The 24,559-nt window shown below is 74.0% G+C and carries 22 protein-coding genes; 9 read left to right on the forward strand and 13 right to left on the reverse strand.

What is annotated here, in order from left to right; all coding sequences use genetic code 11:
• Positions 1-4: 4 nt before the first annotated feature.
• The 4 genes from ACIBK9_RS39075 to ACIBK9_RS39090 form a co-directional block, all read right to left on the reverse strand.
• Complete coding sequence (locus ACIBK9_RS39075; protein WP_397163828.1) at positions 5-2,161, reverse strand: hypothetical protein; 2,157 nt, start codon at positions 2,159-2,161, stop codon at positions 5-7.
• 82 nt (positions 2,162-2,243) lie between these two features.
• Positions 2,244-3,173, reverse strand: a complete 930-nt coding sequence (locus tag ACIBK9_RS39080; protein WP_397163829.1) for a carbohydrate kinase family protein — start codon at positions 3,171-3,173, stop codon at positions 2,244-2,246.
• Positions 3,170-4,096 (reverse strand): pseudouridine-5'-phosphate glycosidase, encoded by a 927-nt coding sequence (locus ACIBK9_RS39085; RefSeq protein ID WP_397163830.1) that lies wholly within the window; start codon positions 4,094-4,096, stop codon positions 3,170-3,172. The genes ACIBK9_RS39080 and ACIBK9_RS39085 overlap by 4 nt, the downstream gene beginning before the upstream one ends.
• A gap of 120 nt (positions 4,097-4,216) precedes the next feature.
• On the reverse strand, positions 4,217-5,326 hold the full coding sequence (locus tag ACIBK9_RS39090; protein WP_397163832.1) for a YeiH family protein: 1,110 nt from the start codon (positions 5,324-5,326) through the stop codon (positions 4,217-4,219).
• Positions 5,327-5,396: 70 nt separating this feature from the next.
• Between ACIBK9_RS39090 and ACIBK9_RS39095 the strand changes: the two genes are divergently transcribed.
• The 8 genes from ACIBK9_RS39095 (at position 5,397) to ACIBK9_RS39130 (ending at position 14,299) form a co-directional block, all read left to right on the forward strand.
• Positions 5,397-6,287, forward strand: a complete 891-nt coding sequence (locus tag ACIBK9_RS39095; protein ID WP_358285206.1) for a LysR substrate-binding domain-containing protein — start codon at positions 5,397-5,399, stop codon at positions 6,285-6,287.
• A gap of 111 nt (positions 6,288-6,398) precedes the next feature.
• Positions 6,399-6,701, forward strand: coding sequence for a hypothetical protein (locus tag ACIBK9_RS39100; RefSeq protein ID WP_397163833.1), 303 nt, complete (start codon positions 6,399-6,401; stop codon positions 6,699-6,701).
• Between the two features lie 112 nt (positions 6,702-6,813).
• Positions 6,814-8,319 (forward strand): phytoene desaturase family protein, encoded by a 1,506-nt coding sequence (locus ACIBK9_RS39105; protein WP_397163834.1) that lies wholly within the window; start codon positions 6,814-6,816, stop codon positions 8,317-8,319.
• A 100-nt stretch (positions 8,320-8,419) separates the two neighbouring features.
• A complete protein-coding gene (locus tag ACIBK9_RS39110; protein WP_397163835.1) occupies positions 8,420-9,118 on the forward strand; it encodes a response regulator transcription factor in 699 nt (232 codons plus the stop codon).
• The gene (locus ACIBK9_RS39115; RefSeq protein ID WP_397163837.1) at positions 9,115-10,479 is read left to right on the forward strand and encodes a sensor histidine kinase; all 1,365 of its coding nucleotides are present in this window, start codon (positions 9,115-9,117) and stop codon (positions 10,477-10,479) included. The genes ACIBK9_RS39110 and ACIBK9_RS39115 overlap by 4 nt, the downstream gene beginning before the upstream one ends.
• A gap of 9 nt (positions 10,480-10,488) precedes the next feature.
• Positions 10,489-11,664: a glycosyltransferase gene (locus tag ACIBK9_RS39120; RefSeq protein ID WP_397163838.1), complete on the forward strand. Its 1,176-nt coding sequence runs from the start codon at positions 10,489-10,491 to the stop codon at positions 11,662-11,664.
• Complete coding sequence (locus tag ACIBK9_RS39125; RefSeq protein ID WP_397163839.1) at positions 11,661-13,628, forward strand: glycosyltransferase family 39 protein; 1,968 nt, start codon at positions 11,661-11,663, stop codon at positions 13,626-13,628. The genes ACIBK9_RS39120 and ACIBK9_RS39125 overlap by 4 nt, the downstream gene beginning before the upstream one ends.
• Before the next feature lie 53 nt (positions 13,629-13,681).
• Positions 13,682-14,299 (forward strand): TetR/AcrR family transcriptional regulator, encoded by a 618-nt coding sequence (locus ACIBK9_RS39130; RefSeq protein WP_387664398.1) that lies wholly within the window; start codon positions 13,682-13,684, stop codon positions 14,297-14,299.
• Between the two features lie 12 nt (positions 14,300-14,311).
• Here the strand turns inward: ACIBK9_RS39130 and ACIBK9_RS39135 are convergent, their stop codons facing one another.
• The 4 genes from ACIBK9_RS39135 to ACIBK9_RS39150 all read right to left on the reverse strand — a co-directional run bounded on the left by ACIBK9_RS39135 (position 14,312) and on the right by ACIBK9_RS39150 (position 16,919).
• Complete coding sequence (locus ACIBK9_RS39135) at positions 14,312-14,578, reverse strand: hypothetical protein (protein ID WP_352320256.1); 267 nt, start codon at positions 14,576-14,578, stop codon at positions 14,312-14,314.
• 69 nt (positions 14,579-14,647) lie between these two features.
• Positions 14,648-15,499, reverse strand: coding sequence for a helix-turn-helix transcriptional regulator (locus ACIBK9_RS39140; protein ID WP_357964569.1), 852 nt, complete (start codon positions 15,497-15,499; stop codon positions 14,648-14,650).
• Positions 15,500-15,558: 59 nt separating this feature from the next.
• Entirely contained in the window at positions 15,559-15,819 is a 261-nt protein-coding gene (locus ACIBK9_RS39145; RefSeq protein ID WP_397163840.1) for a hypothetical protein, read from the reverse strand.
• 86 nt (positions 15,820-15,905) lie between these two features.
• On the reverse strand, positions 15,906-16,919 hold the full coding sequence (locus ACIBK9_RS39150) for a phosphotransferase family protein (protein WP_397163842.1): 1,014 nt from the start codon (positions 16,917-16,919) through the stop codon (positions 15,906-15,908).
• A 198-nt stretch (positions 16,920-17,117) separates the two neighbouring features.
• Between ACIBK9_RS39150 and ACIBK9_RS39155 the strand changes: the two genes are divergently transcribed.
• Positions 17,118-18,023, forward strand: coding sequence for an ROK family protein (locus ACIBK9_RS39155; protein ID WP_397163844.1), 906 nt, complete (start codon positions 17,118-17,120; stop codon positions 18,021-18,023).
• On the opposite strand, the gene ACIBK9_RS39160 is transcribed toward ACIBK9_RS39155, so the two are convergent.
• From ACIBK9_RS39160 to ACIBK9_RS39180, 5 genes are read right to left on the reverse strand one after another with little or no spacing between them, the layout of a single operon-like run.
• Positions 17,949-19,661, reverse strand: coding sequence for an acyclic terpene utilization AtuA family protein (locus ACIBK9_RS39160; protein ID WP_397163846.1), 1,713 nt, complete (start codon positions 19,659-19,661; stop codon positions 17,949-17,951). The two genes, ACIBK9_RS39155 and ACIBK9_RS39160, sit on opposite strands and share 75 nt — an antisense overlap.
• Positions 19,661-20,422 (reverse strand): enoyl-CoA hydratase-related protein, encoded by a 762-nt coding sequence (locus tag ACIBK9_RS39165; protein WP_397163847.1) that lies wholly within the window; start codon positions 20,420-20,422, stop codon positions 19,661-19,663. The genes ACIBK9_RS39160 and ACIBK9_RS39165 overlap by 1 nt, the downstream gene beginning before the upstream one ends.
• Complete coding sequence (locus ACIBK9_RS39170; protein WP_397163848.1) at positions 20,419-22,308, reverse strand: biotin carboxylase N-terminal domain-containing protein; 1,890 nt, start codon at positions 22,306-22,308, stop codon at positions 20,419-20,421. The genes ACIBK9_RS39165 and ACIBK9_RS39170 overlap by 4 nt, the downstream gene beginning before the upstream one ends.
• Positions 22,305-23,837 carry an acyl-CoA carboxylase subunit beta gene (locus ACIBK9_RS39175; protein WP_358285984.1) on the reverse strand — a complete coding sequence of 511 codons (1,533 nt, stop codon included), beginning with the start codon at positions 23,835-23,837 and terminating at the stop codon, positions 22,305-22,307. Before ACIBK9_RS39175 ends, ACIBK9_RS39170 begins: the two co-directional genes overlap by 4 nt.
• A 53-nt stretch (positions 23,838-23,890) precedes the next feature.
• Entirely contained in the window at positions 23,891-24,520 is a 630-nt protein-coding gene (locus ACIBK9_RS39180; protein WP_397163849.1) for a TetR/AcrR family transcriptional regulator, read from the reverse strand.
• Positions 24,521-24,559 lie beyond the last annotated feature (39 nt).

A 24,559-nucleotide genomic window follows, 5' to 3' on the forward strand; every position in this document is an offset into this window, starting at 1 on the left:
GAGGTCAGCCGGTGAGCTGGGCCTCCAGGCGGTAGCCGTCCACCGTGACGTAGACCTGGTCGCCGGGGCGGGCGTTCAGGCGCATGAGCACCGGCTGCAGCGAGTCGAAGACCGGCTGGTGGCCCTGCCAGACCAGCACGATCGCGTTGTCGCCGGGGCCGGTCACCGACAGCAGGGTGCCCGGACGCATGCCGAGCTGGGCCGCGTAACCCTCCGGCACCGGCACCGGGCCGCCCCTGAGGTGTTCCGGGGTGACCTCGATGCGCTGCCAGCGGCGCGGGTCCGACGACGGGCTCGGCAGCGGCGGAGGCGGCGTGGACGGCGTTCCGGCCAGGCTGCCGGGCAGCATGCCGGACCGGCCGCCGGACAGCGCCGACAACGTGGCCAGGGCCGCCGAGGGGTCGATCGAGTTCGCGCCCGCCGTCGGGATGGGCTGGCCGCCCCGGTGGTGGTGGCCGTTGGCGCCGGGCGTGCGGCGGGGGAGCGGCTGGGCGGGCTGCGGGGAGGCGTCCGCCGGGCCGGGGGCCGACTCCGAGGGCAGGGCGTCGAGCCACGCCTTGGCGGAGTGGGCGCGGATGCCCAGCTCGGCCAGCAGCTCGACGACGTCGGTGTCCGGCGGGGCGGCGGCCAGGAGCTGCCGCGTACGGGCCTGGAGGCCGTGGATGTCGCCGACGACCAGCCAGCCGTCCTGGAGGCGGCGGTCGGGCATGAGCGTCACCAGGACCCGCCACAGGGGCGTGCGCAGCGACGGGACCATCGCCGGGTGGGCCGGGTCGGCGCCGATGAGCTGCTCCTCGGTGGCCGCCGCGCCGAGCCATTCGGTGAGCCGGAACATGTGGCCGGTGACCGGCGCCGACTCCGACGAGCGCAGCCAGTGCAGGACGCGTTCCTCGGCGGTGCGCTGGGCCTGGGAGAGCACGTCGCGGTCCACCAGCAGCTTGTGCGCCAGGGTGCGCAGGCTGACCGGGTCCTCGGCGAACAGCCGGTGCACGGCGACGGCCAGCTCCAGCTTGTCCAGGCCGCGGAACAGGCCGTCCACGACGCGGACCATCGCGTGGTCGGGGTCGGCGGGCACCGGGCCGGGAGCGGCCGTCCCGCCGGGGACTGGGGCGGTGTACGGGGGGCCGTCGGCGCCGGCCTGCGGGCCGCCGTCCGGACGCCCGCCGGTGGGCCGCTGCGGCAGCCGCGCACCACCCTGCGCCGGGAAGGACCCGGTCTGAGGGCCGCTGGACGGCTGCGCCGGGAACGAGCCGGTCTGAGGGCCATTGGCGGGCTGCGCAGGGAACGAGCCGGTCTGAGCGGGCTGGGCCGGGAACGAGCCGGTCTGAGCGGGCTGGGCCGGGAACGAGCCGGTCTGAGCGGGCTGGGCCGGGAACGAGCCGGTCTGGCGGGTGGCGTCGGGCTGGGCGGTGAAGGAGCCGGTCTGGTGTCCCTGGGCGTTCTCCGGCGGCGGGGGGAACGAGCCGGGCTGCTGGGCGGCGGGGCGGGCCGCGGCCGGGCGCTGCGGCAGGCCGCCCTCACCGGCCGGGGCCGGGCGCGGGGCGCCCTGGGGCTGGGCCGGGAAGGCGTCGCTGTGCGGGGTGAAGGCGGCGGGCGGGCGCTGGGGGCCGCTGGCGGGCTGGGCGGCGTACGCACCGGCTTCGGCCACCGGGACGGCCGGGAAGGACCCCGTCGCGCCGCGCGCGAGCGGACGGGTGACGTCCGGCGAGCCGGACTGCTGGGCGGGTACGGCCTCCCGCTGCGCCGGGATGCGCCCGAGCACCTCGCGCAGGACCGAGCCGACCACCACCTCGGGCGTCGCGGACGGGGTGGCGAGATCGCCGGGCGACAGGCGGCGCAGCCGCTGCCAGCCGCCGAGCCCGGTGATCGCCGTACGGGTGGCCTCCGGCCAGCCGGGCAGCGCCGGATCGACCTGATGGACGGCGAGCGCGGGAAGCAGGTCCACCAGCGGCAGATGGTCCCAGCGGGAGGAGATCAGCCGGGCGAGTCGTTCGCAGACCCAGTCGAGACCCGCCGTGCCGAGCGCCCTGGACACCGCGAGCGAGGACCACCACCCCGCCGGCAGCCGCGGATCACCCAGCACCTCGGCCACCTGCTGAGGGCGGCTCCAGCGCAGAGCAGGGACGAGGTCGCTCAGGCAGATCGATGACTCGACTTCCATCGGCGGACCCTAACCTCCCCAGTGGGCCGCGTGGGCAACCCGGTACGCATGTGGCTAATGGTGCAGCCTACGCGGCAAGCTATCAATCAGTGTGAATAGGGTAAAGACGGTTCAGATCAAAACCGTACCGTGGACGGCCGCCCACCTGGGCCACACATTGCGCACCGGCACGGCAACCCGCCTCCAGCGCGAGCGCGGCGTCCGCCCCCTGGAGGGTGGCGGTGAGATACCCGGCCGCGAAGGCGTCACCGGCGCCCGTGGAGTCCACGACCTCGGCGGACACGCCCGCGCACGTCGCCGTGACCTTGCCGTCCACCGCCACCAGCGCGCCCTCGGCGCCCAGTTTCACGACCGCTGTGCCGTACGTCTCACTCAGCAGCACGGCGGCCCGCTCCGGCGACGGGACGCCGGTCAGGACCAGCGCCTCGTCCAGGTTCGGGATGATCAGGTCGGCCGCGGACGTCTCCCGCATGAAACGTTCGACGCCGAAGTCCCGCAGCGGCCCCGTCGAGGCCGGGTCGATGCTGACCGGCACCCCGGCGGCCACGGCGTCCCGGACGGCGGCCCTGGCCAGGCGGAGACCGGGGGCCGCGAACAGCGTGTAACCCGACAGGTGCAGCCGGCCGACCCCGTCCAGCAGGGACGGGTCCCAGTCGGCGTCGGAGATCAGGCCGCCCGCGCCGCGGTTGGTGAGCATGGAACGTTCGCCGGTCTTGTCCACCATGGCGATGACGACCGCCGTGGGGTGCTCCTGGTCCACCAGCACGTGGGGCCGGACCCCGGTCCTGACCAGCTCGGTCGTGTGCCACTCGCTGCTGTCGTAGCCGAGCTTGGCCAGCAGCCGCGAGTCGGCCCCCAGGTGGGCGGCCCAGGCGGCGGTGTTCGCGCCCGAGCCGCCGGGCCGCAGCACGATCTCCGCGGCGGTGTCGGTGCCCGCCATGACCGGGGAGCCGTGCAGCGCCACCACGTCGGTGACGACGTCACCGATCACCAGGAGGCCGGTGTCGCTCACGCCCGCGACCAGGCCACGGCGATCTCGGCGGCCAGGGCGGTGTTCCCGCGCACGGCGGCCAGGTTGGCCTCCAGCGACGCGCCGCCGGTGCCGTTGACGAGGTAGCTGAGCAGGAACGGCGTGATCGCCTGCCCCTTGACGCCTTCGCGCTCGGCGGCGGCCAGCGCCTCGGCCAGCACGCGGTCGTGCAGCGCCGGGTCGAGCTGCTGGTCCCGCGGCACCGGGTTGGCCACGATGAACGCGGTCTCCGGGCCGGCCAGCGCGTCCTGGCCGCGCATGACGGCGGCGGCGTCCTCGGCCGACTCGATCCGCCAGTCGATCGGCTGGCCGGAGGAGTTGAGGTAGAAGCCGGGGAAGGTGTCGGTGCGGTAGCCGGCCACGGTCACGCCGCGCGTCTCCAGCCGCTGCAGCGTGGCCGGCACGTCGAGGATCGACTTCACGCCCGCGCAGACGACCGTGATGCGGGTGCGGGCCAGGGTGTCGAGGTCGGCGGACTCGTCCTGGTCCTCGGTCCAGCCGCGGTGCACGCCGCCCAGGCCGCCGGTCGCGAAGATCCGCACGCCGGCGCGGGCGGCCAGGAACGACGTGGCCGACACGGTGGTCGCCCCGCTCGCCTTCAGCGCGGCGGCCAGCGGCAGGTCGCGCTGACCCAGCTTGCGCAGCCCGGACTCGGTGGCGATGCGCTCCAGCTCCAGCTCGTTCAGGCCGATCCTGGCCACGCCGTCGAGGACTGCGATCGTCGCCGGGACCGCGCCCGCCGCGCGGACCACTCCCTCCAGCTCGCGGGCCACCTCCAGGTTGCGCGGCTGCGGCAGGCCGTGGGAGATGATCGTGGACTCCAGGGCCACGACGGGCGCGCCGCCCGCCAGGGCCTCGGCGACCTCGTCGGACGGCTGGAGAAGGGGATCGGTGGCGCTGCGCATGACGGGTTTCAAGCTCCTTGAGTGGTCCTGGCCGGTTCAGGGAGAACGGCGTGCCTGACGGAATTTGTTCCGAACAGAGCAGCGTACGGTGGCCTGGCCAGGACGTCCACTCGGGCGGCCTCACAGCAGCACGGCGACCCCGGTGAGCGAGACGGCGGCGATGAGCCCGGTGGCGATGGCGCCGAGCAGCACGGCCCGCCCGCCCTTGACGAGTTTGCGCACGTCGATCCCGGTGCCCAGGCCGAACAGGGCGGCGGCCATGAGCACGTTGGTGACCTGCGGGACCGCCCGCGTGACGACGTCCGGGACCCAGCCGGTGCTGCGCACCGCCACCATGACCAGGAACGCCGCCACGAACAGCGGCATGACGGGCGTCCGGCGCCCCTCCCGCCGGTCGGCCGCGGGCGCACCGGTCAAGGAACGGCGGGCACGGAAGGACGTCAGGGCGACGATGGGGGCCAGCAGGACGACGCGGGCCAGCTTCACCGTCACCGCGGCGGCCAGGACGCCCGACGCCGCGCCGATCGCGGCCACCTGCGCCACCTCGTGCACGGCCGCGCCGGTCCAGACGCCGAGCTGGGCCGGCGACAGCCCGAGCAGCGCCGCCAGCGCCGGGACGGCCACGATGGCCGCGCTGCCGTAGAGCACCACCACGCTCAGCGCGGCGGCCGCGTCGTCGTCGTCGGTGTCCTCCACGCTCTCGCGCATGGCCGCGACCGCCGCCGCCCCGCAGATCGACACCCCGGTCGCCACCAGCAGCGACGTGCCGGACGACAGGCCCAGGCGGCGGCCGATCAGCGGCGTCACCGTGAACGTCACGCCGGTCGCGGTCACCACGATCACCAGCGTCTGCCAGCCGAGCGCGAGCACCTGCGGCAGCGCGATCTGGAGCCCGAGCAGCGCGATCGCCACCCGCAGCACCCGCCGGGCCACGAACGCCAGCCCCGGCCTGAACCGCTCCCAGACGGCCCCCGCCCCGCCCCACCGCGCGGACGTCGCCGCCCAGGCCGCGAGGTTGGCCAGGACCGCCCCGGACAGCACCGCGATCACCGCCGGGCTGAACGCCGGGGCGAACCGGTTCGCCACCACGGCCACCACCACGGCGGCGGCCGCCAGCCCGATGCCCGGCCACACCGACGCCGCGGGGACGGCCGGCGCCGCGCCGCCTCGGGGGTCGGGGGTCGGCCGGGGCGCGGTGAGCGGGGGGATCCGCTGGTCGGGGAGAGGCATGATCCCAGTCTTCGGGCCCCGCGTACCGGCCGGTAGACACGCGTTGACTGGGAGGCCATAGCCTGTGGCTATGAGTGCGCTGCCGGATCTCGACTCGCTGAAGCTGCTGGTCGACGTGGGCGAGCTGGGCAGCCTGGGCCAGGCGGCCAAGGCGGCGGGCATGGCCCAGCCGTCGGCCAGCAAGCGGGTGGCCATGCTGGAGCGCCGCCTCGGCGTCCCGCTGCTGGAGCGCACGCCGCGCGGGTCCACGCTCACCGCCGAGGGCCGGATGGTGGCCGGGTGGGCGGCCCAGGTGCTGGCCGCGGCCGAGGAGCTGATGCGGGCCGTGGAGGCGGTGCGGCACAGCGAGGCGGCCCACCTGCGGGTGGCCGCCAGCATGACGGTGGCCGAGTACCTGGTGCCGCGCTGGCTCGGCGAGCTGCAGAACCGCGAGCCCGAGGTCCAGGTGGGACTGGACGTGGTCAACTCCGCCGACGTCGCGGCCAGGGTGCTGGGCGAGGAGGTGGAGCTCGGCTTCGTCGAGGGGCCGACCGTGCCGGAGGGGCTGGACAGCCGGGTGGTGGGCACCGACCGGCTGGTCGTCGTGGTGGCCCCCGGCCATCCCTGGGCGCGCCGCCGTACGGCCCTGCGCGGGGCCGAGCTGGCCGCCACGCCGCTGGTGGTACGTGAGCCAGGCTCGGGTACCCGGGAGACGCTGGACGTGGCGTTCAAGAGCCTCCACCGGGCCAGCCCTCGCCTGGAGCTCGGGTCGAACTCGGCGGTCAAGGGGGCGGCGCAGGCCGGGGCCGCGCCCGCGGTGCTCAGCGGTTACGCGGTCGAGGCGGACATCGCGACCGGCCGCCTGGTCGAGGTGCCCCTCGCCGGGCTCAACCTGGTCCGGAACCTGCGCGCGGTGTGGCGGCGCGGGCGCTCGCTCACCGCCCCGGCCGCCACGCTCCTGGCCATCGCCAGCCGTCCGTGAGCACGTTCCCGAAGGTGGCCGTTGACGCCGCCTGGAACGCGATCTAGCTTTCCCTTAGGAAAGTTTCCTAAAAGTAAGCGCGTTCACCCCCCGAAACTCAGGAGACTCCGCATGAGCCTTCGTCGTCCCCTCGTCGCCCTGGCCGGATCGGCGGTGATGTGCCTCGCCGCGGCGGGCCTGGCGCCGTCGCCCGCCCTGGCCGCGCCTGCCGACTGCACCGCCTGGGTCAGCGGCGGCTACGCCTACAGCAGCTGCACCTCCGGCACCGGCCAGCACGCCGTCGGGGTGGAGCAGTCGCACCCGTACGCCGGGCCGATCGTCCTCACCGGCGGCTGGACGGCCGTCGGCGGGGTCTCCTCGGTACGGCTCACGCCGTGGCCGGTCAAGCGCGTCTGGGTGAACAGGACGGGCTGACGGATCCGGGCCCGGCCGGGAGGGGACCCCGGCCGGGCCCACCCGCGAGTGGCCGCACCATCTCCGCACGAACCGTTGACTAAGGGCACAGGTCGGGTCATAAGGTGCGGGGATGGGTGCGTATGACGTCGTCGTGGCAGGTGGCGGGCACAACGGGCTGGTCGCGGCCGCCTACCTCGCCGGAGCCGGTCGCCGGGTCCTGGTGCTGGAGCGCCTCGGGCACGTCGGCGGCCTGGCGATCTCCACGCGGGCCTTCCCGGGCGTGGACGTCCGCCTGTCCCGCTACTCCTACCTGGTGAGCCTGCTGCCCACCCGGATCGTCCGCGACCTCGGCCTCGACCTCGACCTGCGCCGCCGCCGGTACGCCTCCTACACCCCCAAGGGCGACACCGGCCTGCTCGTCGACAACGAGGACGAGGCCCGCACCGCCGCCTCCTTCCGCGCCGTCACCGGCGGCGAGCACGACCACCGCGCCTGGCGCGACTTCTACGCCATGACGGCGGACGTGGCCCGCGTCCTGGCCCCCACGCTGCTCGAACCCCTGCGCACGCCCGCCGAGATCGAACGCCTGGTCGGCCCGGAGGCCTGGCGCGACCTGTTCGCCCGGCCCGTCGGCCAGACCGTGGACGAGCGGTTCGCCGACGACACCGTGCGCGGCGTCGTGCTCACCGACGCGCTGATCGGCACGTTCGCCGACCCGTCCGCCGACCTGCTGGCCAACAGGTGCTTCCTCTACCACGTGATCGGCGACGGCACCGGCGAGTGGAACGTCCCGGTGGGCGGCATGGGCGCGGTCTCCGGCGCGCTGGAGCGGGCGGCCAGGCGGGCCGGGGCGGAGATCAGGACCGGCGCGGAGATCGTCGGCATCTCGCCGTCGGGCGAGGTCGCGTACGTCGCCGAGGACGGCGAGCACACCGTGGACGGCCGCCACGTGCTGGTCAACCTGCCCCCGGCGGTGCTGGACCGGGTGCTCGGCGGGCCCGCGACCGTGCCGGAGGGCGCGCAGCTCAAAATCAACATGGTGCTGGCCCGGCTGCCCCGGCTGAAGGACCCCTCGGCCGACCCCTGGGCCGCCTTCAGCGGCACGTTCCACATCAACGAGGGGCGCGACCAGCTCGCGAAGGCGTACGAGCAGGCGGCGCGAGGGGAGATCCCGGAATCGCCGCCCGCGGAGGTCTACTGCCATTCCTTGACGGACCCGTCCATTCTGGGGCCGGAACTGCGGGGGAAGGCCGAGACGATGACCCTGTTCGGCCTCCACATGCCCGCCCGACTTTTCCGGGAAAATCCAGAAAAAGCGCGTGAGGATGCGTTGCGGGCCACGTTCGCCTCCATGAACGCGGTGCTCGCCGAGCCCATCGAGGACTGCCTGCTCCGCGCCCCCGACGGCGCCCCGTGCGTCGAGGTCAAAACCCCCGTCGACCTGGAGAGGGACGCGGGACTGCCGGGCGGCCACATCTTCCACGCCGACCTGAGCTGGCCGTACGCGGAGGAGAGGGGATGGGGCGTCGAGACCGGGCACGAACGCATCCTGCTGTGCGGCGCCGCCGCCCGCAGGGGCGGCGGCGTGAGCGGGATCGGCGGCCACAACGCGGCCATGGCGCTGCTGCGGCCCTGAACCGGGCCGGAAGGACCGCCGTTCCCCGGCGGCGATTTCTCAGGGCACACCGATGATCCCGTTCATCGTGCTCTCATAGTGGGCTCATATCTTGTGACACATGAGTGAGCCCGCACGGTTGCTGGTGGTGGACGACGAGCCCGCGTTGCGCGAGGCGCTGCAGTCGAGCCTGGAGTTCGAGGGCTACCGGGTCGGCACCGCCAACGACGGCCAGGCGGCGCTGGAGGCGCTGGCCGGCGAGCCGTACGACGCGGTGCTGCTCGACGTGATGATGCCGCGGCTCGACGGGCTCACCGCCTGCCGGCGGCTGCGGGCCCAGGGCAACCACATCCCCGTGCTCATGCTCACCGCCCGCGACGCCGTCGGCGACCGGGTGTCCGGGCTCGACGCGGGGGCCGACGACTACCTGGTCAAGCCGTTCGAGCTGGACGAGCTGCTGGCCCGGGTGCGCGCGCTGCTGCGCCGCGGCGCGCTCAACGCGGGCTCGACCGACGGCGGCACGCTGTCCTACGGCGACCTGCGCATGGACCCGGCGACCAGGGAGGTCACCCGCGGCGCCCGCGCGCTCGACCTGACCAGGACCGAGTACCTGCTGATGGAGCTGTTCCTGGCCCACCCCCGTCAGGTCCTGACCCGCGACCAGATCCTCAACGAGGTGTGGGGCTTCGACTTCGAGCCGACCTCCAACTCCCTCGACGTGTACGTCATGTACCTGCGCCGCAAGACCGAGGCCGGGGGAGAGCCCCGGGTGATCCACACGGTCCGCGGGGTGGGGTACGTCCTGCGGGCCACACCGTGATCCGCAACAGCCTGCGCACACGGCTGACGCTGCTGGTCGCGGCCGCCGTCGCGATCGCGATCGCGGTGTGCGCCGGGCTGTCCTGGTTCATCGTGCAGAACCAGGTCATCAGGCAGCTCGACCAGACCATCCTGGAGCCGGAGGGCGAGGGGGACAAGCGGTTCCTCCAGAAGAACTGCACACCGGAGGGCGCCTCCGACTACCACGACATGGCCACGCTGCTGTTCGCCGACGGCAGGACCTGCTCGCTCGGCTCGCCGATCGTGCCGGCGGAGGAGGACAAGAGGGCGACATCCGGCGGCGGTGAGCCGGTCTACCGCTACGGCGTGACGCGGGACGGCAGCGAGGTCCGCGTCGTGGCCGTCAACTTCGCGCCCGGCGTGGCCGTCCTGGAGGCCAGGCCGCTCTATCACATCAAGATCACCCTGCGGAACACCGCGCTCGCGCTCGCCGCCATCGCGGCCGTGGGCGTGATCGGCGCCGCACTGGCGGGACGGGCCATCTCCCGTACGGCCCTGCGTCCCGTGGGCCGGCTGACCAAGGCGGCCGAGCACATCGCCGAGACCGAGGACCTCAACACCCGCATCCCCGTCCAGGGCAACGACGAGATCGCCCGGCTCAGCTCCTCCTTCAACGCCATGACTGCCGCCCTGGCCGGTTCCCGTGAACGCCAGCAGCAGCTCGTCGCCGACGCCGGTCACGAGCTGCGCACCCCGCTCACCACCCTGCGCACCAACATCGACCTGCTGCTGCGCAGCGAGCAGACCGGCAGGCAGCTCGACCCGGGCGCCAAGGAACGCCTGCTGGTCAACGTCAAGGCGCAGTTCGCGGAGCTGTCCACGCTGGTCGGCGACCTGCTCCAGCTCGCCAGGGGCGACACCGACCACGAGCCGCACGTCGAGCTGGCCCTGCACGACGTCGTCACGGCCGCCGCCGAACGCGCCCGGCTGCGCGGCGCCGACGTGCGCACCGACCTGCACCCCTGGTACGTCGTCGGCAGCCCCGCCTCGCTCGAACGCGCCGTGCTCAACCTCATCGACAACGCCCGCAAGTTCAGCCCCGAGGGCCAGGTCGAGGTCTCGCTCAAGGACGGCCGGCTGACGGTCCGCGACCACGGCCCCGGCATCCCCGAGGAGGAGCTGCCGCACGTCTTCGAGCGCTTCTGGCGCTCGCCCTCGGCCCGCGGCCTGCCCGGCTCCGGGCTGGGCCTGGCGATCGTGGCGCAGGCCGTGTCCGAGACCGGCGGCAAGGTACGGCTGTCCAACGCGCCCGGCGGCGGCGCGATCGCGACGATCGATCTTCCTGGAACTCTCACTCGTCACTCACAATCGGATAAGTCCTCTCAAAGACCCGAATCGTGAGCTGGCTGCATGGAGACAACAGCGGTAAGGACGCGCCTGGTAGAGGTGGTCGTCCCGGTCCACAACGAGCAGCGGGCGCTGCGGGAGAGCGTAGCCCGGCTGCACGCCTACCTCGCCACGACGTTCCCGTACGGCTTCCGCATCACCATCGCCGACAACGCCAGCACCGACGACACCTGGCGGCTGGCCACCGAGCTGGCCCGTGAGCTGCCGCAGGTACGGGCCGTGCACCTCGACGAGAAGGGCCGCGGCCGGGCCCTGCGCCAGGTCTGGTCCACCAGCGAGGCCGACGTCGTCAGCTACATGGACGTCGACCTGTCCACCGACCTGGACGCCTTCCTCCCGCTGGTCGCCCCCCTGCTGTCGGGCCACAGCGACCTGGCCATCGGCACCCGTCTGGCCAGAGCCTCGCGGGTGGAGCGCGGGCCCAAGCGGGAGTTCATCTCCCGCTCGTACAACCTGCTGCTGCGCTCGGTGATGGGCGCCGGGTTCTCCGACGCGCAGTGCGGGTTCAAGGCCGTGCGCACGGAGATCGCGCAGGCGCTGCTGCCCGCCGTCGAGGACGAGCAGTGGTTCTTCGACACCGAGCTGCTGCTGCTGGCCGAGCGGCACGGCCTGCGCATCCACGAGGTCCCCGTCGACTGGGTGGACGACCCTGACAGCCGCGTGGACCTCCTGCGGACCGCCCTGGACGACCTGCGCGGGCTGGCCAGGGTGGCCCGCAGGACCCTGTCGGGCGCGGCGCGCCTGCCGATGCCCGCCCGGGTGCGGCGGGCCGAGCTGCCGAAGGGGATGGCCAGGCAGCTGCCCAGGTTCGCGATCGTGGGCGTGGTCAGCACGCTGGCCTACCTGGCGCTGTTCTCGATGTCGCGGCAGGTCGTCCCGGCGCAGGCGGCCAACGCGGTCGCGCTGCTCGTCACGGCCGTGGCCAACACGGCGGCCAACCGCCGCTTCACGTTCGGCGTCAAGGGCTCGGGCGGGGCGCTGCGCGACCAGTTCGAGGGCCTGATCGCGTTCCTGGTGGGGCTGGCGCTGACGTCGGGGAGCCTCGCGCTGCTGCCCGGCGGGGTCTCGCACGGGGTGGAGCTGGTGGCGGTCATCGCGGCCAACGCGGCGGCCACCCTCGTCCGGTTCCTGCTGCTGCGCGTGTGGGTGTTCAACCCCCGGCGCAGGAGCGGGCGATGACCGCCGTGGCCGCGCCCGCCCGCGTGCGCGCGCTGACCGGCGCCGCGGGCGACCCGCGCTGGTCGCGGCCCGCGATGTGGACGGTGCTGGCCGCCGCCTTCGTCCTGTACGCCTGGGCGCTCAGCGGGAACGCCAACGAGTACTACGCCGCCGCCGTCCTGTCGGGCACGCGGAGCTGGAAGGCGTTCTTCTTCGGCGCGCTCGACGCCGGGTCCTTCATCACCGTGGACAAGCCGCCGCTCGCGCTGTGGGTCATGGGGCTGTCGGCGCGGATCTTCGGCTACAGCACGTACAGCATGCTGATGCCGCAGGTCCTCGCCGGAGTGGCGGCTGTCGGGACGGTGTACTCGGCGGTCCGCCGGTCCTTCGGGCGCACCCGTCAGGGGCACGTCGCGGCGCTGGTCGCGGCCGTGGTCATGACGCTCACCCCGATCACGGTGGCCATCAACCGGGACAACAACCCCGACACCGTGCTCGTGCTGCTGCTGGTGCTGGCGGCCTGGTTCTGCCTGGAGTCGCTGCGCACGGCCCGGCTGCGGCCGCTGCTCCTCGCCGCGCTGTTCGTGGGGCTCGGGTTCAACGCCAAGATGTTGCAGGCGTACCTGGTGGTGCCCGCGTTCGGGACGGCGTACCTGGTGTGCGCCCGTCACGGCCTGGCCCGGCGGGTGGGGCACCTGCTGGCCGCCGGGGTCGTGCTGGTCGCGTCCAGCGCCTGGTGGATGGTGGTCGTCGACCTCTGGCCCGCCGCCTCGCGGCCCTACGTGGGCGGCTCGACCGGCAACACGGTCCGGGACCTGGTGATCGGCTACAACGGGCTCGGCCGGATCTTCGGCCAGGACCGGGCCGGCGGCGGGTCCGGCGGCGCGAACTTCGGCGGGCAGGCCGGGGCCGGGCGGCTGTTCAACGACGTCATGGCCGGGCAGATCTCCTGGCTGCTGCCGTTCTGCGCGGTGGCGCTGGCCTTCGCCGTGCTGCTGCGGGCGCGCGGGACCGTCTTCGACGGGGCCGCCTGGCTGCTGTGGGGCGGCTGGCTGGTCGTGCACCACGCCGTGTTCAGCTTCTCCCATGGAACGTTCCATCCCTACTACACGACCGCGATGGCGCCTGCCGTGGCCGCGCTGACCGGCATGGGGGCGACCGTGATGTGGCAGGCGTACCGCGGGTCGCGGGGCTGGGCGTGGGCGCTGCCCGCGGCGGTCGCGGTGACCGGCGGGTGGGCGTTCGTGGTGCTGCGCCGCACGCCGGAGTGGCTGCCGTGGCTGGCCTGGGTCGTGCTCGGGGCGACCACAGTGGCCGTGGTGGCGCTCGTGACAGTGTTCGTGACAGGGCTCGTGCCGGCGTCCGCGACAGGGGCCGCGACAGGGCTCGTGGCGGGCAGGGGGCGGATGGCGGGCCGGGTGACCGTCGTGGCGCTGGCGGCCGCTCTGGTCGCGGGGCTCGCCGGTCCGGCGGCCTACGCCGTCTCACCGCTGGGGGCGCGGGTGAACGGGACCAATCCCACGGCGGGCCCGTCCACGGGCCGCACGGGCGGCCCCGGCGGCTTCGGCGGTCCGCCGCCGGGCGGCGAGCTCCCCGGCCCCCGGACGGACGCCCTCCAGGGCGGAGAGCCGGACGCCCGGGAACGCGGTTCCATGGGCGGCGGCGTGGCCGGCTCGACGGTGCAGTACCTGGTCGCCAACCAGGGCCGGGCGACGTGGCTGGTGGCCGTGGGCAGCGCCCGGCAGGCTTCCTCGATCATCCTGTCCACCGGCCGCCCGGTGATCGCCATGGGCGGTTTCACCGGCTCCGACCCCGCCATGACCGTCCCCCGCCTGCGGGAGCTCGTCTCGTCGGGACGGCTCAGGTACGTGCTGCCCGGCGGCCGGGGCGGCCCCGGCGGCGGCGACACCGCGGTGACCACCTGGGTCACCGCCGACTGCGCGGCCGTGGACGGCCACACCGGCCTGTACGACTGCGCCCACTGAGGAAGCGACGGCGGCCGCGGGGCCCGTTCCCGCGGCCGCTGTAGGCTGATCGGGTGGCGAGTACGACCCGGGCCGATCAGGCCGACCAGCGCAGAGCAGAGCTTCTCGAGGCCACCCGCAAAGTGGTGCTCGAACGCGGCCTGGCCAACACGCGCATCGCCGACATCGCCAAGTCCATCAACGTCAGCGGCGGCCTGATCCACTACCACTTCGCGACCAAGGACGAGCTGATCACCGCCATGCTGCGGGCCACGCTCGACATCGAGAGCGCCCGGCTCAAGGAGCTGGCCGACGGCCCCGGCACGGCGGTGGAGCGCCTCGACCGGGTGCTGCGCTACTACATCCCCGAGTCGCGCTCCGACCAGAGCTGGCTGCTCTGGATCGACGCCTGGAACACCGCGCTGCGCGAGCCGGCGGTCAACGCGATCATGCTGGAGCTGGAGACGGCCTGGCTCGACGCGCTGGCGCAGGTGTTGTCGGCCGGCACCGAGGCGGGGGAGTTCGCCTGCGCCGATCCGGCGGGCGCGGCCGAGCGCATCGACGCCATGCTCGACGGCCTGATCATCCGCTACACCCTGCATCCCAACGTGCTCGACCGGGCGCGGCTGCTGGCCCACGCGCGCACGGCCGCCGCAGGGGAGGCCGGCATCGCGGTGGAGCGGTTCGGCTGAGTCCGGCCCGGGTCAGGCGGGCAGGGCGGCCAGCAGGAAGGCCAGGCGGGCGGCCGCCGACTCGACGTCCTCGGCGGTGCCGAGGCGGTAGCCCCACGACGTGATGTACGCGCCGTCGTCGGAGCAGGTCACCGTCTCGGCCAGGGTGGCGGAGAACCGGTTGCGCACCGACACGTACGCCGGGTCGCTGGCCAGCGCGACATTCTGCACCGAAAGATCGGCGTGACGGCCCGCGTGCCACGCGAACCGCTCAAGGCAGAGCGCGGTATCAAGCATCATGCGTCACCTCCGCAACGTCTCGCGACAGAATTGCACGATCTTGCTGCGGGTGGCAAGCAATTGCTGAGGTTAATGTGGGGTTTGTTGCAGGTATTCGCGAAGAATACGGATGATGACTTCTCGGCCGGGCTCGCCGAACTCCGCCACCTTGGCGTAGTCGTCGAAGGCCCGCACGTAGAAGGCGATGTCGTCGGGGTCGCGCAGCACGAGGTCCTTGGTCATCGTGGCGACGCCCACCATGGCCTCGTTGTAGATCCAGAACCCGTTGATCGGCGCGGACGGCAGCTCGGTGCCGAAGGGGATCACCCCGAACTCCACGTTGGGCAGCGTGCTGACGGCCAGCAGCCGGTCGAGCTGGCCGCGCATGACGTCGGCCGGGGCCAGCGCGCTGCGCAGCGCCGACTCCGGCACCACGAACCGGAACGTGCGCGTGCGGTCGTAGAGGATCTCCTGGCGCTGCATGCGCACGCGGACGGCCGCGTCGATCTGGTCGGCCGCGCTGTAGAGGCGCTTGACCTTGCGGAACACGTGCCGGGCGTACTCGGAGGTCTGCAGCAGGCCGACGACGATACCGGGCTCGAAGACGCGGAACAGCTTCGTGCGCGCCTCCAGGTCGCGGATGTCCTCCTGGATGGCGGCCAGGCCGCTGCGGTGCCGCTGCTTCCAGTCGTCGTGCCGCTCCAGCAGCGCGATGGCCTGCCTGATGAGCTCGTCGGTCGTGTCGGGCGCGGCTCCCACGGCCTGCGCCCACACGACCACGTCGTCCTCGGTCGCCGTCTGCCTGGCGTTCTCCAGGCGGGAGACCTTGGACGGCTGCCAGCGCAGCCGCTCGGCCAGGTCTTTGCCCGACAGGTGGGCGGCTTCGCGCAACTGGCGAAGCTGGCCGCCGAGGTCGATGCGCGCCTGCTGATAGGACGTCACGCGGCAAGAGGCTAGCTCCGCGGGCACCGATCATGCCAGGCCCAGCCGCGCAATCGTGATCAAGCGGTTGCCGACGGTGTCCCGTCGCTGGTGGGCCGGGCGCCGGCTGACCCGTCGAGCAGGACCCGGCGGGCGATCTCGGTGATGAGCTCGCGGGGCACCTCGACGGCGGCCTCGCCGTCGAGCACGTCGCGGAGGTCCGCGAGCGCCTCGGGGTCGGTGACGTGAAGTCCCTGGACGACGATGGTGCCGCGATCGGTCTCGTACAGGGTGGGGCAGGCGCCCGCCTCCGAGGTGGAGCCGAGGAACCGCATGCGCATGACGATCCTTTCCCCGAATGCCAGATGCAATTGCGCGCAATTGTACGCATCTGGGCGTCCGGCGTGATCCTTTTCCCGCATCGGGTTCAGCGCAACAAGCCTTCCATGATGTCGTGGGCGCGGCCGAACAGACCGAGGGTGGTCGCGTGCAGCACGTCGCCGATGTCCCGGGGCGCCTTGCCGGCGAACGCCCGCGCGTGCGTGCCCTCCAGCACGATGCCGAGCTTGAAGCAGGCCAGCACCGCGTACCAGTCGATCGCCGACAGGTCGCGCTCCGACAGCGCCGCGTAGTACGCGACCAGCTCCCGCTCCGACGGCAACCCCGGCACGTGCCCGTTGTTCACCGGCCAGGTGGCCAGCAGCCAGCCCAGGTCGAGCAGCGGGTCGCCGATCGTGCACATCTCCCAGTCGACGATCGCCGCCACCCGGGGTCCGTCGAGGGCGAACATCAGGTTGGCGAAGTGGTAGTCGCCGTGCATGATCCCCGGGACGAACGCGGCGGGCCGGTGGCGGGTCAGCCAGTCGGCGGTGGCGTCGAGGCCGGGGATGTCGGGGCCGGGGTAGCCGTCGAGCTCGCCGTAGGAGTCGAGCTCCTTCAGCCAGCGCGGCACCTGCCGGTCGAGGAAGCCCTCGGGACGGCCGAACCCGGGCAGCACCGCCGGATCGACCCGTCCCAGCTCGGCCAGCGCGGCGGCGGCCTCCAGGCCCATCCGGTGCCGGATCGCGGCGTCGGAGGCGTGCGGCTCGGGCAGCCCGGTCGAGGGGTTGAACCCGGCCACCGGCTCCATCAGGTAGAACACCGGCTCCCGGGCGGTCTGCGCGGCCACCAGCCGGGGCGCCGGCACCGCCGTGCCGCTCAGCGCCGCCAGCAGCCGCGCCTCGCGCCGCAGCACCTCGTTGCTCCTGGCCCGGGCGTGCAGGGGCGGCCTGCGCAGCACGTACGGCCGGCCGCCGCGTTCGAGGCGGACCATGACGTTCTGGGTGCCGCCGGGGATCGGCGCGACGTCCGTGATCGCCCCGCCCGGCAGCCCCTCGGCGTCCATCCACGCGCCGAGGTCGTCGAGGTCGATGGCGCTGACGTCGATGTGGGTGGAGGTCATGGCCGCCCTTTGACAGAACGATATTCTGGAGGCTTCAACCTACGAGAGCCCCGACGCCCGGTCAACCCAGGGCCCGGCATGAACGGCGGGAACTGCCGCGACCGGTCGCCTGGCAGGTCGCGGGCGGTCGGCTCGTCCTGGGCCACGACCGGGCCGATGGCGGCGCTGCTGGGAGAACATGGGTGGATGAAGTGCGTTGTGGCAGTTGATGTGGGGGGAACGACCCTCAAGGGCGGATTGATCGCCCAGGACGGCGGCATCCTCTACCGGGAACGCCGCCCCACCCCCCGCACCGAGGGGCCGGAACGCGTGATCGCGGCGATCTCCGCCTTCGTCGCCGACCTGAGCGCGCCGCGGACCGTCGCCGGCGCCCTGCTGCGCCCGGCGGCCGTGGGCCTGGCCGTGCCCGGCCTGGTCGCGTCCGGGCGGGCGGTCTTCTCGGCCGCGTTCGGCTGGCGGGACGTGCCCGCCGCGGCCTTCGCCGGCGGGACGCTCCCCCTCGCCCTCGGCCACGACGTGCGCTCGGCCGGCGAGGCGGAGCTGGCCTACGGATCGGCGGCCCCCGACGCGCTGTACCTGCCCATCGGCACCGGCATCGCCGGAGCCGTCGTGCTGACCGGCTCCCTGTACGGCGGCGCCGCCGGCTGGGCCGGGCAGATCGGGCACATCCCGGTGCGTCCCGGCGGGCTCCCGTGCCCGTGCGGGCAGCGCGGCTGCCTGTCCGCCTACGCCTCGGCCGCCTCCGTCGCCGCCCGCGCCGGCGAGACCTCCGCCGAGGACGTCGTCCGCCGGGCCGCCGCCGGGGACGAGCCGGCCGCCCGCGTGTGGGCGGAGGCCGTGGAGGCGCTGGCACTGGCCCTGGCCACGTACACGCTGGTGCTGGACCCCGCGGTGATCGTCGTCGGCGGCGGCCTGTCGCTGGCCGGGGACGCCCTGCTGGCCCCGCTGCGCGCCCGGCTGGCCGCGCGGCTCGCCTTCCGCCCCGCGCCCGAGGTGCGGGTGTCGGCGCTCGGCGTGGACGCGGGCCTGCTAGGCGCCGGGCTGCTCGGCCTGCGGGCGCTGGGGCAGCAGGGCGGCGGGCACGTCGACCATCTGGGCGCGTAGCTCCTCGCCCAGGGCCTTGGCCTGCGGATCCATCCGCGGGCTGGCCGCCACGCCTCTGCCCAGCAGCCCGTGCACGACGAAGTTGAGCGCCCTGATGTTGGGCAGCTCGTGCCGCTCGACGCGGTGGGCGGCCAGCTCCGGCAGCAGGGACGTGAGCCGGTCGGCGGTGAGGGTGGCCGCCAGCCAGGCGTACTGCTCGTCGGTCGCGACCCAGACGCCGAGGTTGGCGTCGCCGCCCTTGTCGCCGGAGCGCGCCCCCGCCACCCGGCCCAGGGGCACGCGCCCGGCGGGCCCGCCCGGCGGCGCCGGAACCGGCGGCGCGGGCGGCTCGGGGACCGGTCCGCCCTGGGAAACGCGAGGCTCCTCCTGGACGGGCAGCTCCACGCCGTCCAGGAAGACCCGCGGGCGCACCTCCGAGGCCGGCACCAGGACCGGCCAGTACACCCCGTACGGGGAGGCGTCGCCGGGCGGGGTGAGGCCGTAGAAGCCCGGATAGCTGGACAGGCCGGTCTCCACGACGGCCGAGGAGAAGACCCGGCCCGCCGTGCGCCGGTCGGCGTCCATGACGGTGATCCGCAGCAGGCCCGCGTCCGTCAGCGTCACGTCCACCTGGTCGAAGGTCTCGCGCGGCACCCGCGCCCAGACGGCCTCCTCGGCCACCCGCGCCTTGGCCTCGACGTCCAGGCCGGTCAGGACGAGCGTCATCGTGTTGCGGTAGCCGGCCGGGTAGTTGACGGCGACCTTGAGCGTGTCCGGCGGCGGCTCGCCGCGCGTGCCGGAGATCAGCACCCGGTCGGGGCCGTCGTCGGAGAGCGTGATCGTGTCGAACCTGGCCACCACGTCGGGGCCCAGGTAGCGCGGGCCGCCCAGCTCGTAGACGAGTTGCGCGGTGACCGTGCCGACCGAGACCAGGCCGCCCGTGCCCGGATGCTTGGTGATCACCGCCGAGCCGTCGGCGCGCAGCTCGGCGATGGGGAAGCCGCAGTGGGCCAGGTCGGGCACGTCCTGGAAGAAGGCGTAGTTGCCGCCCGTGGCCTGGCAGCCGCACTCGATGACGTGGCCCGCGACGACCGAGCCGGCCAGCGGGTCGAGGTCGCCGGGGCCCCACCCGTACCGCCAGATGCCGGGGCCGGTGACCAGGGCGGCGTCCGTCACCCGGCCGGTCACCACGACGTCCGCGCCCGCCGACAGCGCGGCGGCGATGGGACGGCCGCCGAGGTAGGCGTTCGCGGTCAGCGGCGCGGCCGGCGCGCGCTCGCCGGTGCCGGCGTGGACCAGGTCGAGCGGGCGGCCCATGAGGTCGTCCCCGGTCACGTGGGCGACCTTGGGGGACAGGCCCAGCCGGGCGGCCAGCTCGTGCACGGCCTCGGCGCACCCGGCCGGGTCGAGGCCGCCCGCGTTCGTCACGATCCGGATGCCGCGGTCGAGGCACGGGCCGAGCACGTCCTCAAGCTGACGCAGGAACGTCGGGGCGTAGCCGGGACGGCCCTTGAGCCGGTTGCCGGCCAGGATGAGCATGGTCAGCTCGGCCAGCCAGTCGCCGGTGAGCACGTCGATCGGGCCGCCCTCGACCATCTCCCTGGCCGCCGAGAGCCGATCGCCGTAGAAGCCGCTGCAGTTCGCGACGCGCAGCGCCATCACGGCACCCACTTGGGCGGACGCTTGTCCATGAACGCCGCGATGCCCTCCTGCCCCTCCGCCGAGGTGAACCGCTCGGCCGACAGCTCGCTCATCCGCCGCAGGCCCTCCTCGAACGACACCGCCGGGACCTCCCGCACCAGCCGCTTGGTGATGGCCAGCGCCTCGGGGCCGCCCCTGGCCAGCATCCCCGCGTAGTGGCGCACGGTGGCGTCCAGCTCGTCCTCCGGGACGGCCCTGGTCAGCAGGCCGATGCGGGCCGCCGTGGCGGCGTCGAACACCTCGCCGGTCAGGAAGTACTCGGCCGCCGCCCGAGGGTCGAGCCTGCGCAGCACGGGCACCGAGATCATGGCGGGCACCACCCCGAGCCGCACCTCGGTGAACGCGAACGACGCCGTGTCCGGCGCGATCGCGAAGTCGCACGCGGCGACCAGGCCGAGGCCGCCCGCGCGGGCCGTGCCGTTCAGGCGGCAGATCACCGGCTTCGGGCTCTCCCAGAGCAGCGTCATGATCTCCGGGAAGGACGCCGTCACCGGCGCGTCCGAGTCGCCGCGCTGCTCCTTCAGGTCGGCGCCCGAGCAGAACACCCGGCCCGTGCCGGTCAGCACGATCACCCGGGCCCCCGGCTCGGCCAGCGCCCAGCGCAGGTGCTCGGCCAGCTCGGCCAGCAGCCGCCTGGACAACGCGTTGCGGTTGGCCGGCGAGTCGAGCGTGACGGTGGCCACGCCGTCCGCCAGCTCCCTGTGCACCAGGCTCGTCATGTGGTCTCCTCCTGGATGATCGCCAGCACGGCCCCGGCTTCGACCTGCTGCCCCTTCTCGACGCGTACGTCCGACACCACGCCACCCGCCGGGGCGGCGATGCGATGCTCCATCTTCATCGCCTCCAGCACCAGGACCGGCTGGCCCCGGGCCACCGTGTCGCCCTCGGCCACCTCGACCCGCAGCACGCTGCCCGGCATGGGCGCGAGCAACGAGCCGGGGGCGACGTGCTCGACCGGCTCGGGCAGACGCGGCACCGGCGTCAGCACGGCCGCGCCCATGGGGGAGTCGACGTAGACGCGCTCGTCGCCGTCGTACCGGGCGACCTGGAACGTCCGCCGCAGGCCGTCGCGTTCCAGGACCACCTCCTCCGGCCGCGCGGAGACCACCGTGACGCCCGCGGGCAGCGGGTCGTAGACGACATCGGCCTCCTCGAACCGGGCGCGGGCGGGCTGCGAGCGCACGTTGCGCCAGCCGCCGGGCAGCCCGGCCAGGACGGGGGCCTCGCGCCGGCGCCCGGCGGCCATGGCGAGCGCGGCGGCCAGCGCCGGCAGCCCGCCGTCGCCGGAAGGCGGGGACGACGGCGGCGACAGCGGCGACAGCGGGCCGCCGGGGGAGAGGAAGGCGGTGTTCGTCTCGCCCGCGAGGAAGGCCGGATTGGTCACGATCTCCAGCAGCAGGTCGCGGTTGGTGGTGAGGCCGTGCAGCCGGGCCCCGCGCAGGGACGCGGCCAGCTTCCGCGCCGCCTCCGCCCGCGTCGCGCCGTACGCGACGATCTTGGCCAGCATCGCGTCGTAGTGCGGCGACACCCGCGACCCGGACTCGACGCCCGAGTCGACCCGGACGTCACCCGGCACCTCGAACCGGCGCAGCACGCCCGTCTGGGGCACGTAGGCGGCGTCCTCGGCGTACAGCCGCGCCTCGATCGCGTGGCCGCGCGGCGCGGGCGGCCCGGACGGCAGCGCCGCGCCCTCGGCCACCTCCAGCTGCAACCGGACGAGGTCGACGCCGAACACCAGCTCGGTGACCGGATGCTCGACCTGGAGCCGGGTGTTCATCTCCAGGAACGCCACCCGCTCGCCCTTGACCAGGAACTCCACCGTGCCGGCCCCGACGTAGCCGATGCGCCGGGCCGCGCGCACGGCCGCCGCGCACAGCAGCTCGCGGGTGCGCTCCGAGATCCCCGGCGACGGGCACTCCTCGACGACCTTCTGGTGCCTGCGCTGGACGCTGCACTCCCGCTCGCCCAACGCCCACACCGTGCCGTGCCCGTCGGCCAGCACCTGCACCTCGACGTGCCGGGCGGCCTCCAGCAGCGGCTCGGCGAACACGGCGCCGTCGCCGAAGGCCGCCTCGGCCTCCCGCCGCGCCGACTCCACCTCGGCGGCCAGCTCGCCAGCGTGCCTGACGATCCGCATCCCGCGCCCGCCCCCGCCCGCGGACGCCTTCACCAGCAGCGGGAACTCGTCCGGGGCGGCCAGGTCGAGCGAGGGCAGCACCGGCACGCCGGCCTCGGCCATCAGCCGCTTGGCCGCGATCTTCGAGCCCATCGCCTCGATCGCCTCGGGCGGCGGCCCCACCCACGTGAGCCCGGCGTCCAGCACGGCCCGCGCGAACGCGGCGTTCTCCGACAGGAACCCGTAGCCCGGGTGCACCGCGTCGGCGCCGGAGACCCGGCACGCCTCGATGATCCGGTCCACCGCCAGGTAGGTCTCGGCCGGATGGGCCCCCGGCAGGCGGACGGCGAGGTCGGCCTCGCGGGCGTGCGGCGCGCCGGAGTCGGCGTCGGAGAAGACGGCGACCGTGGAGACGCCGAGCGAGCGGCAGGTGCGGAAGACCCGGCGGGCGATCTCGCCCCGGTTGGCCACGAGCAGACGGGTGATCACGGGCGGAACACCCCGAACCCCGCCGCGGGCGGCACCGGCGCGCTGTTGATCGCCGACAGGCACATCCCCAGCACCGTACGGGTGTCGCGCGGGTCGATCACCCCGTCGTCGTAGAGCCGTCCCGACAGGAAGAACGGCAACGACTCCGCCTCGATCTGGGACTCCACCATGGCACGCATCGCCGCGTCGGCCTCCTCGTCGTAGACCTGTCCCCTGGCCTGCGCCGCGGCCCGGCCGACGATCGACAGCACCCCGGCGAGCTGGGCCGGGCCCATCACCGCCGACTTGGCGCTCGGCCAGCTGAACAGGAAGCGGGGGTCGTAGGCGCGCCCGCACATGCCGTAGTTGCCGGCGCCGTAGGAGGCGCCCATGACGACGGTCAGGTGGGGCACGGTCGAGTTCGACACGGCGTTGATCATCATGGCGCCGTGCTTGATGATGCCGCCCTGCTCGTAGTCCTTGCCCACCATGTAGCCGGTGGTGTTCTGCAGGAACAGCAGCGGCGTGCGCGACTGGTTCGCGAGCTGGATGAACTGGGTGGCCTTCTGCGACTCCTGGCTGAACAGCACTCCGCGCGCGTTGGCCAGCACTCCGATCGGGTAACCGTGGACGCGCGCCCAGCCGGTGACCAGCGAGGGGCCGTACAGGGGCTTGAACTCCTCGAACTCGCTGCCGTCCACCACGCGGGCGATCACCTCGCGCGGGTCGAAGGGGATCTTCAGGTCCTCCGGGACGATCCCCAGCAGCTCGTCGGCCGGGTAGGCGGGCTCGCGGGCGGGCAGCGGCGCCACGCCCTGCTTGCGCCAGTTGAGCGAGCGCACGACGGCGCGGCCGATGCGCAGCGCGTCGTGCTCGTCCTCGGCCAGGTAGTCGGCCAGGCCGCTGGTCCTGGCGTGCATCTCGGCGCCGCCCAGCGACTCGTCGTCGGACTCCTCGCCGGTGGCCATCTTCACCAGCGGCGGCCCGCCCAGGAACACCTTGGCGCGGTCGCGGACCATCACCACGTAGTCGCTCATGCCGGGCACGTACGCGCCGCCGGCCGTGGAGTTGCCGAAGACCAGCGCCACCGTCGGGACGCCCGCCGCTGACAGCCGTGTCAGGTCGCGGAAGATCCGGCCGCCCGGGATGAAGATCTCCTTCTGCGTCGGCAGGTCGGCGCCGCCGCTCTCGACCAGGTTGACGTACGGCAGCCGGTTGGCCAGCGCGATGTCGGCCGCGCGCAGCGACTTGCGCAGCGTCCACGGGTTGGACGCGCCGCCCCTGACCGTGGGGTCGTTCGCGGTGATCAGGCACTCGACGCCCTCGATCACCCCGATGCCGGTCACCATGCCCGCGCCCACCTGGAACTCGCTGCCCCACGCGGCCAGCGGGGACAGCTCCAGGAACGGCGAATCGGGGTCGATCAGCAGCTCGACGCGCTCCCTGGCGAGCAGCTTGCCGCGCCGGCGGTGGCGCTCGACGTACTTCTCGCCGCCACCGGCCACCGCCTTGGCGTGCTCGGCGTCGAGCTCGGCCAGCTTGGCGAGCATGGCCGCGCGCCGGGCCAGATAATCGGCGTCGCGCGGGTCGAGCCGGCTCCTGATCACGGGGCCTCCTGTCGCGAAGTCGACGCGGGCGTCAGCCCGATGGCCCGCGCCCACAGCCGGGTCAGGTGGTCGACGGCGTCCTGCTCGCCGGCCCGCTCCCCGAGATCCAGCCACACGTGGGCGAAGTGCTCGACCATGCCGCCCAGCATGACGGCCGTCAGCCGCGGGTCGAGCGCGGGGTCGGCCAGGCCCTGCTCCTGCAGCCGGCGCAGCCCGTCGGCGCCGCGCCGGACGAACGCCTCGCGCAGTTCCAGCACCAGCCGCCCGAAGCGGGCGTCGGCGTCGGCGGCGTGCTCCACCATGCGGACCAGGCGCGAGTTGGCCGCCCAGGCCCGCAGGTAGAGGCGGTTGGCGGCCTCGATGCGGGCGTACGGGTCGCCGGAGGCGGCGTCGCCGACCGCGCTCGCCGCGAACATCTCGCCGACCACCGTCTGCGCCACCTCCCCGAACAGCGACTCCTTGGAGTCGAAGTACGTGTAGAAGGTGCCGTGGGAGACCCCGGCCCGCGCGCACACGTCGTCGATCCGCACGGCGTCGTACCCGTGCTCCTCGAACGCCTCACGCCCGGCCGCGAGCAACGTGGCCCGGGTGCGCTTGCCGCGCAGGGTCAGGGACCTGACGATCACGTCAGTCACCGTAGCGAGCGGGGCGCGCGGAAGGAAGGG

The organism is Nonomuraea sp. NPDC050227 (assembly GCF_044459705.1).
Taxonomy (GTDB): domain Bacteria; phylum Actinomycetota; class Actinomycetes; order Streptosporangiales; family Streptosporangiaceae; genus Nonomuraea.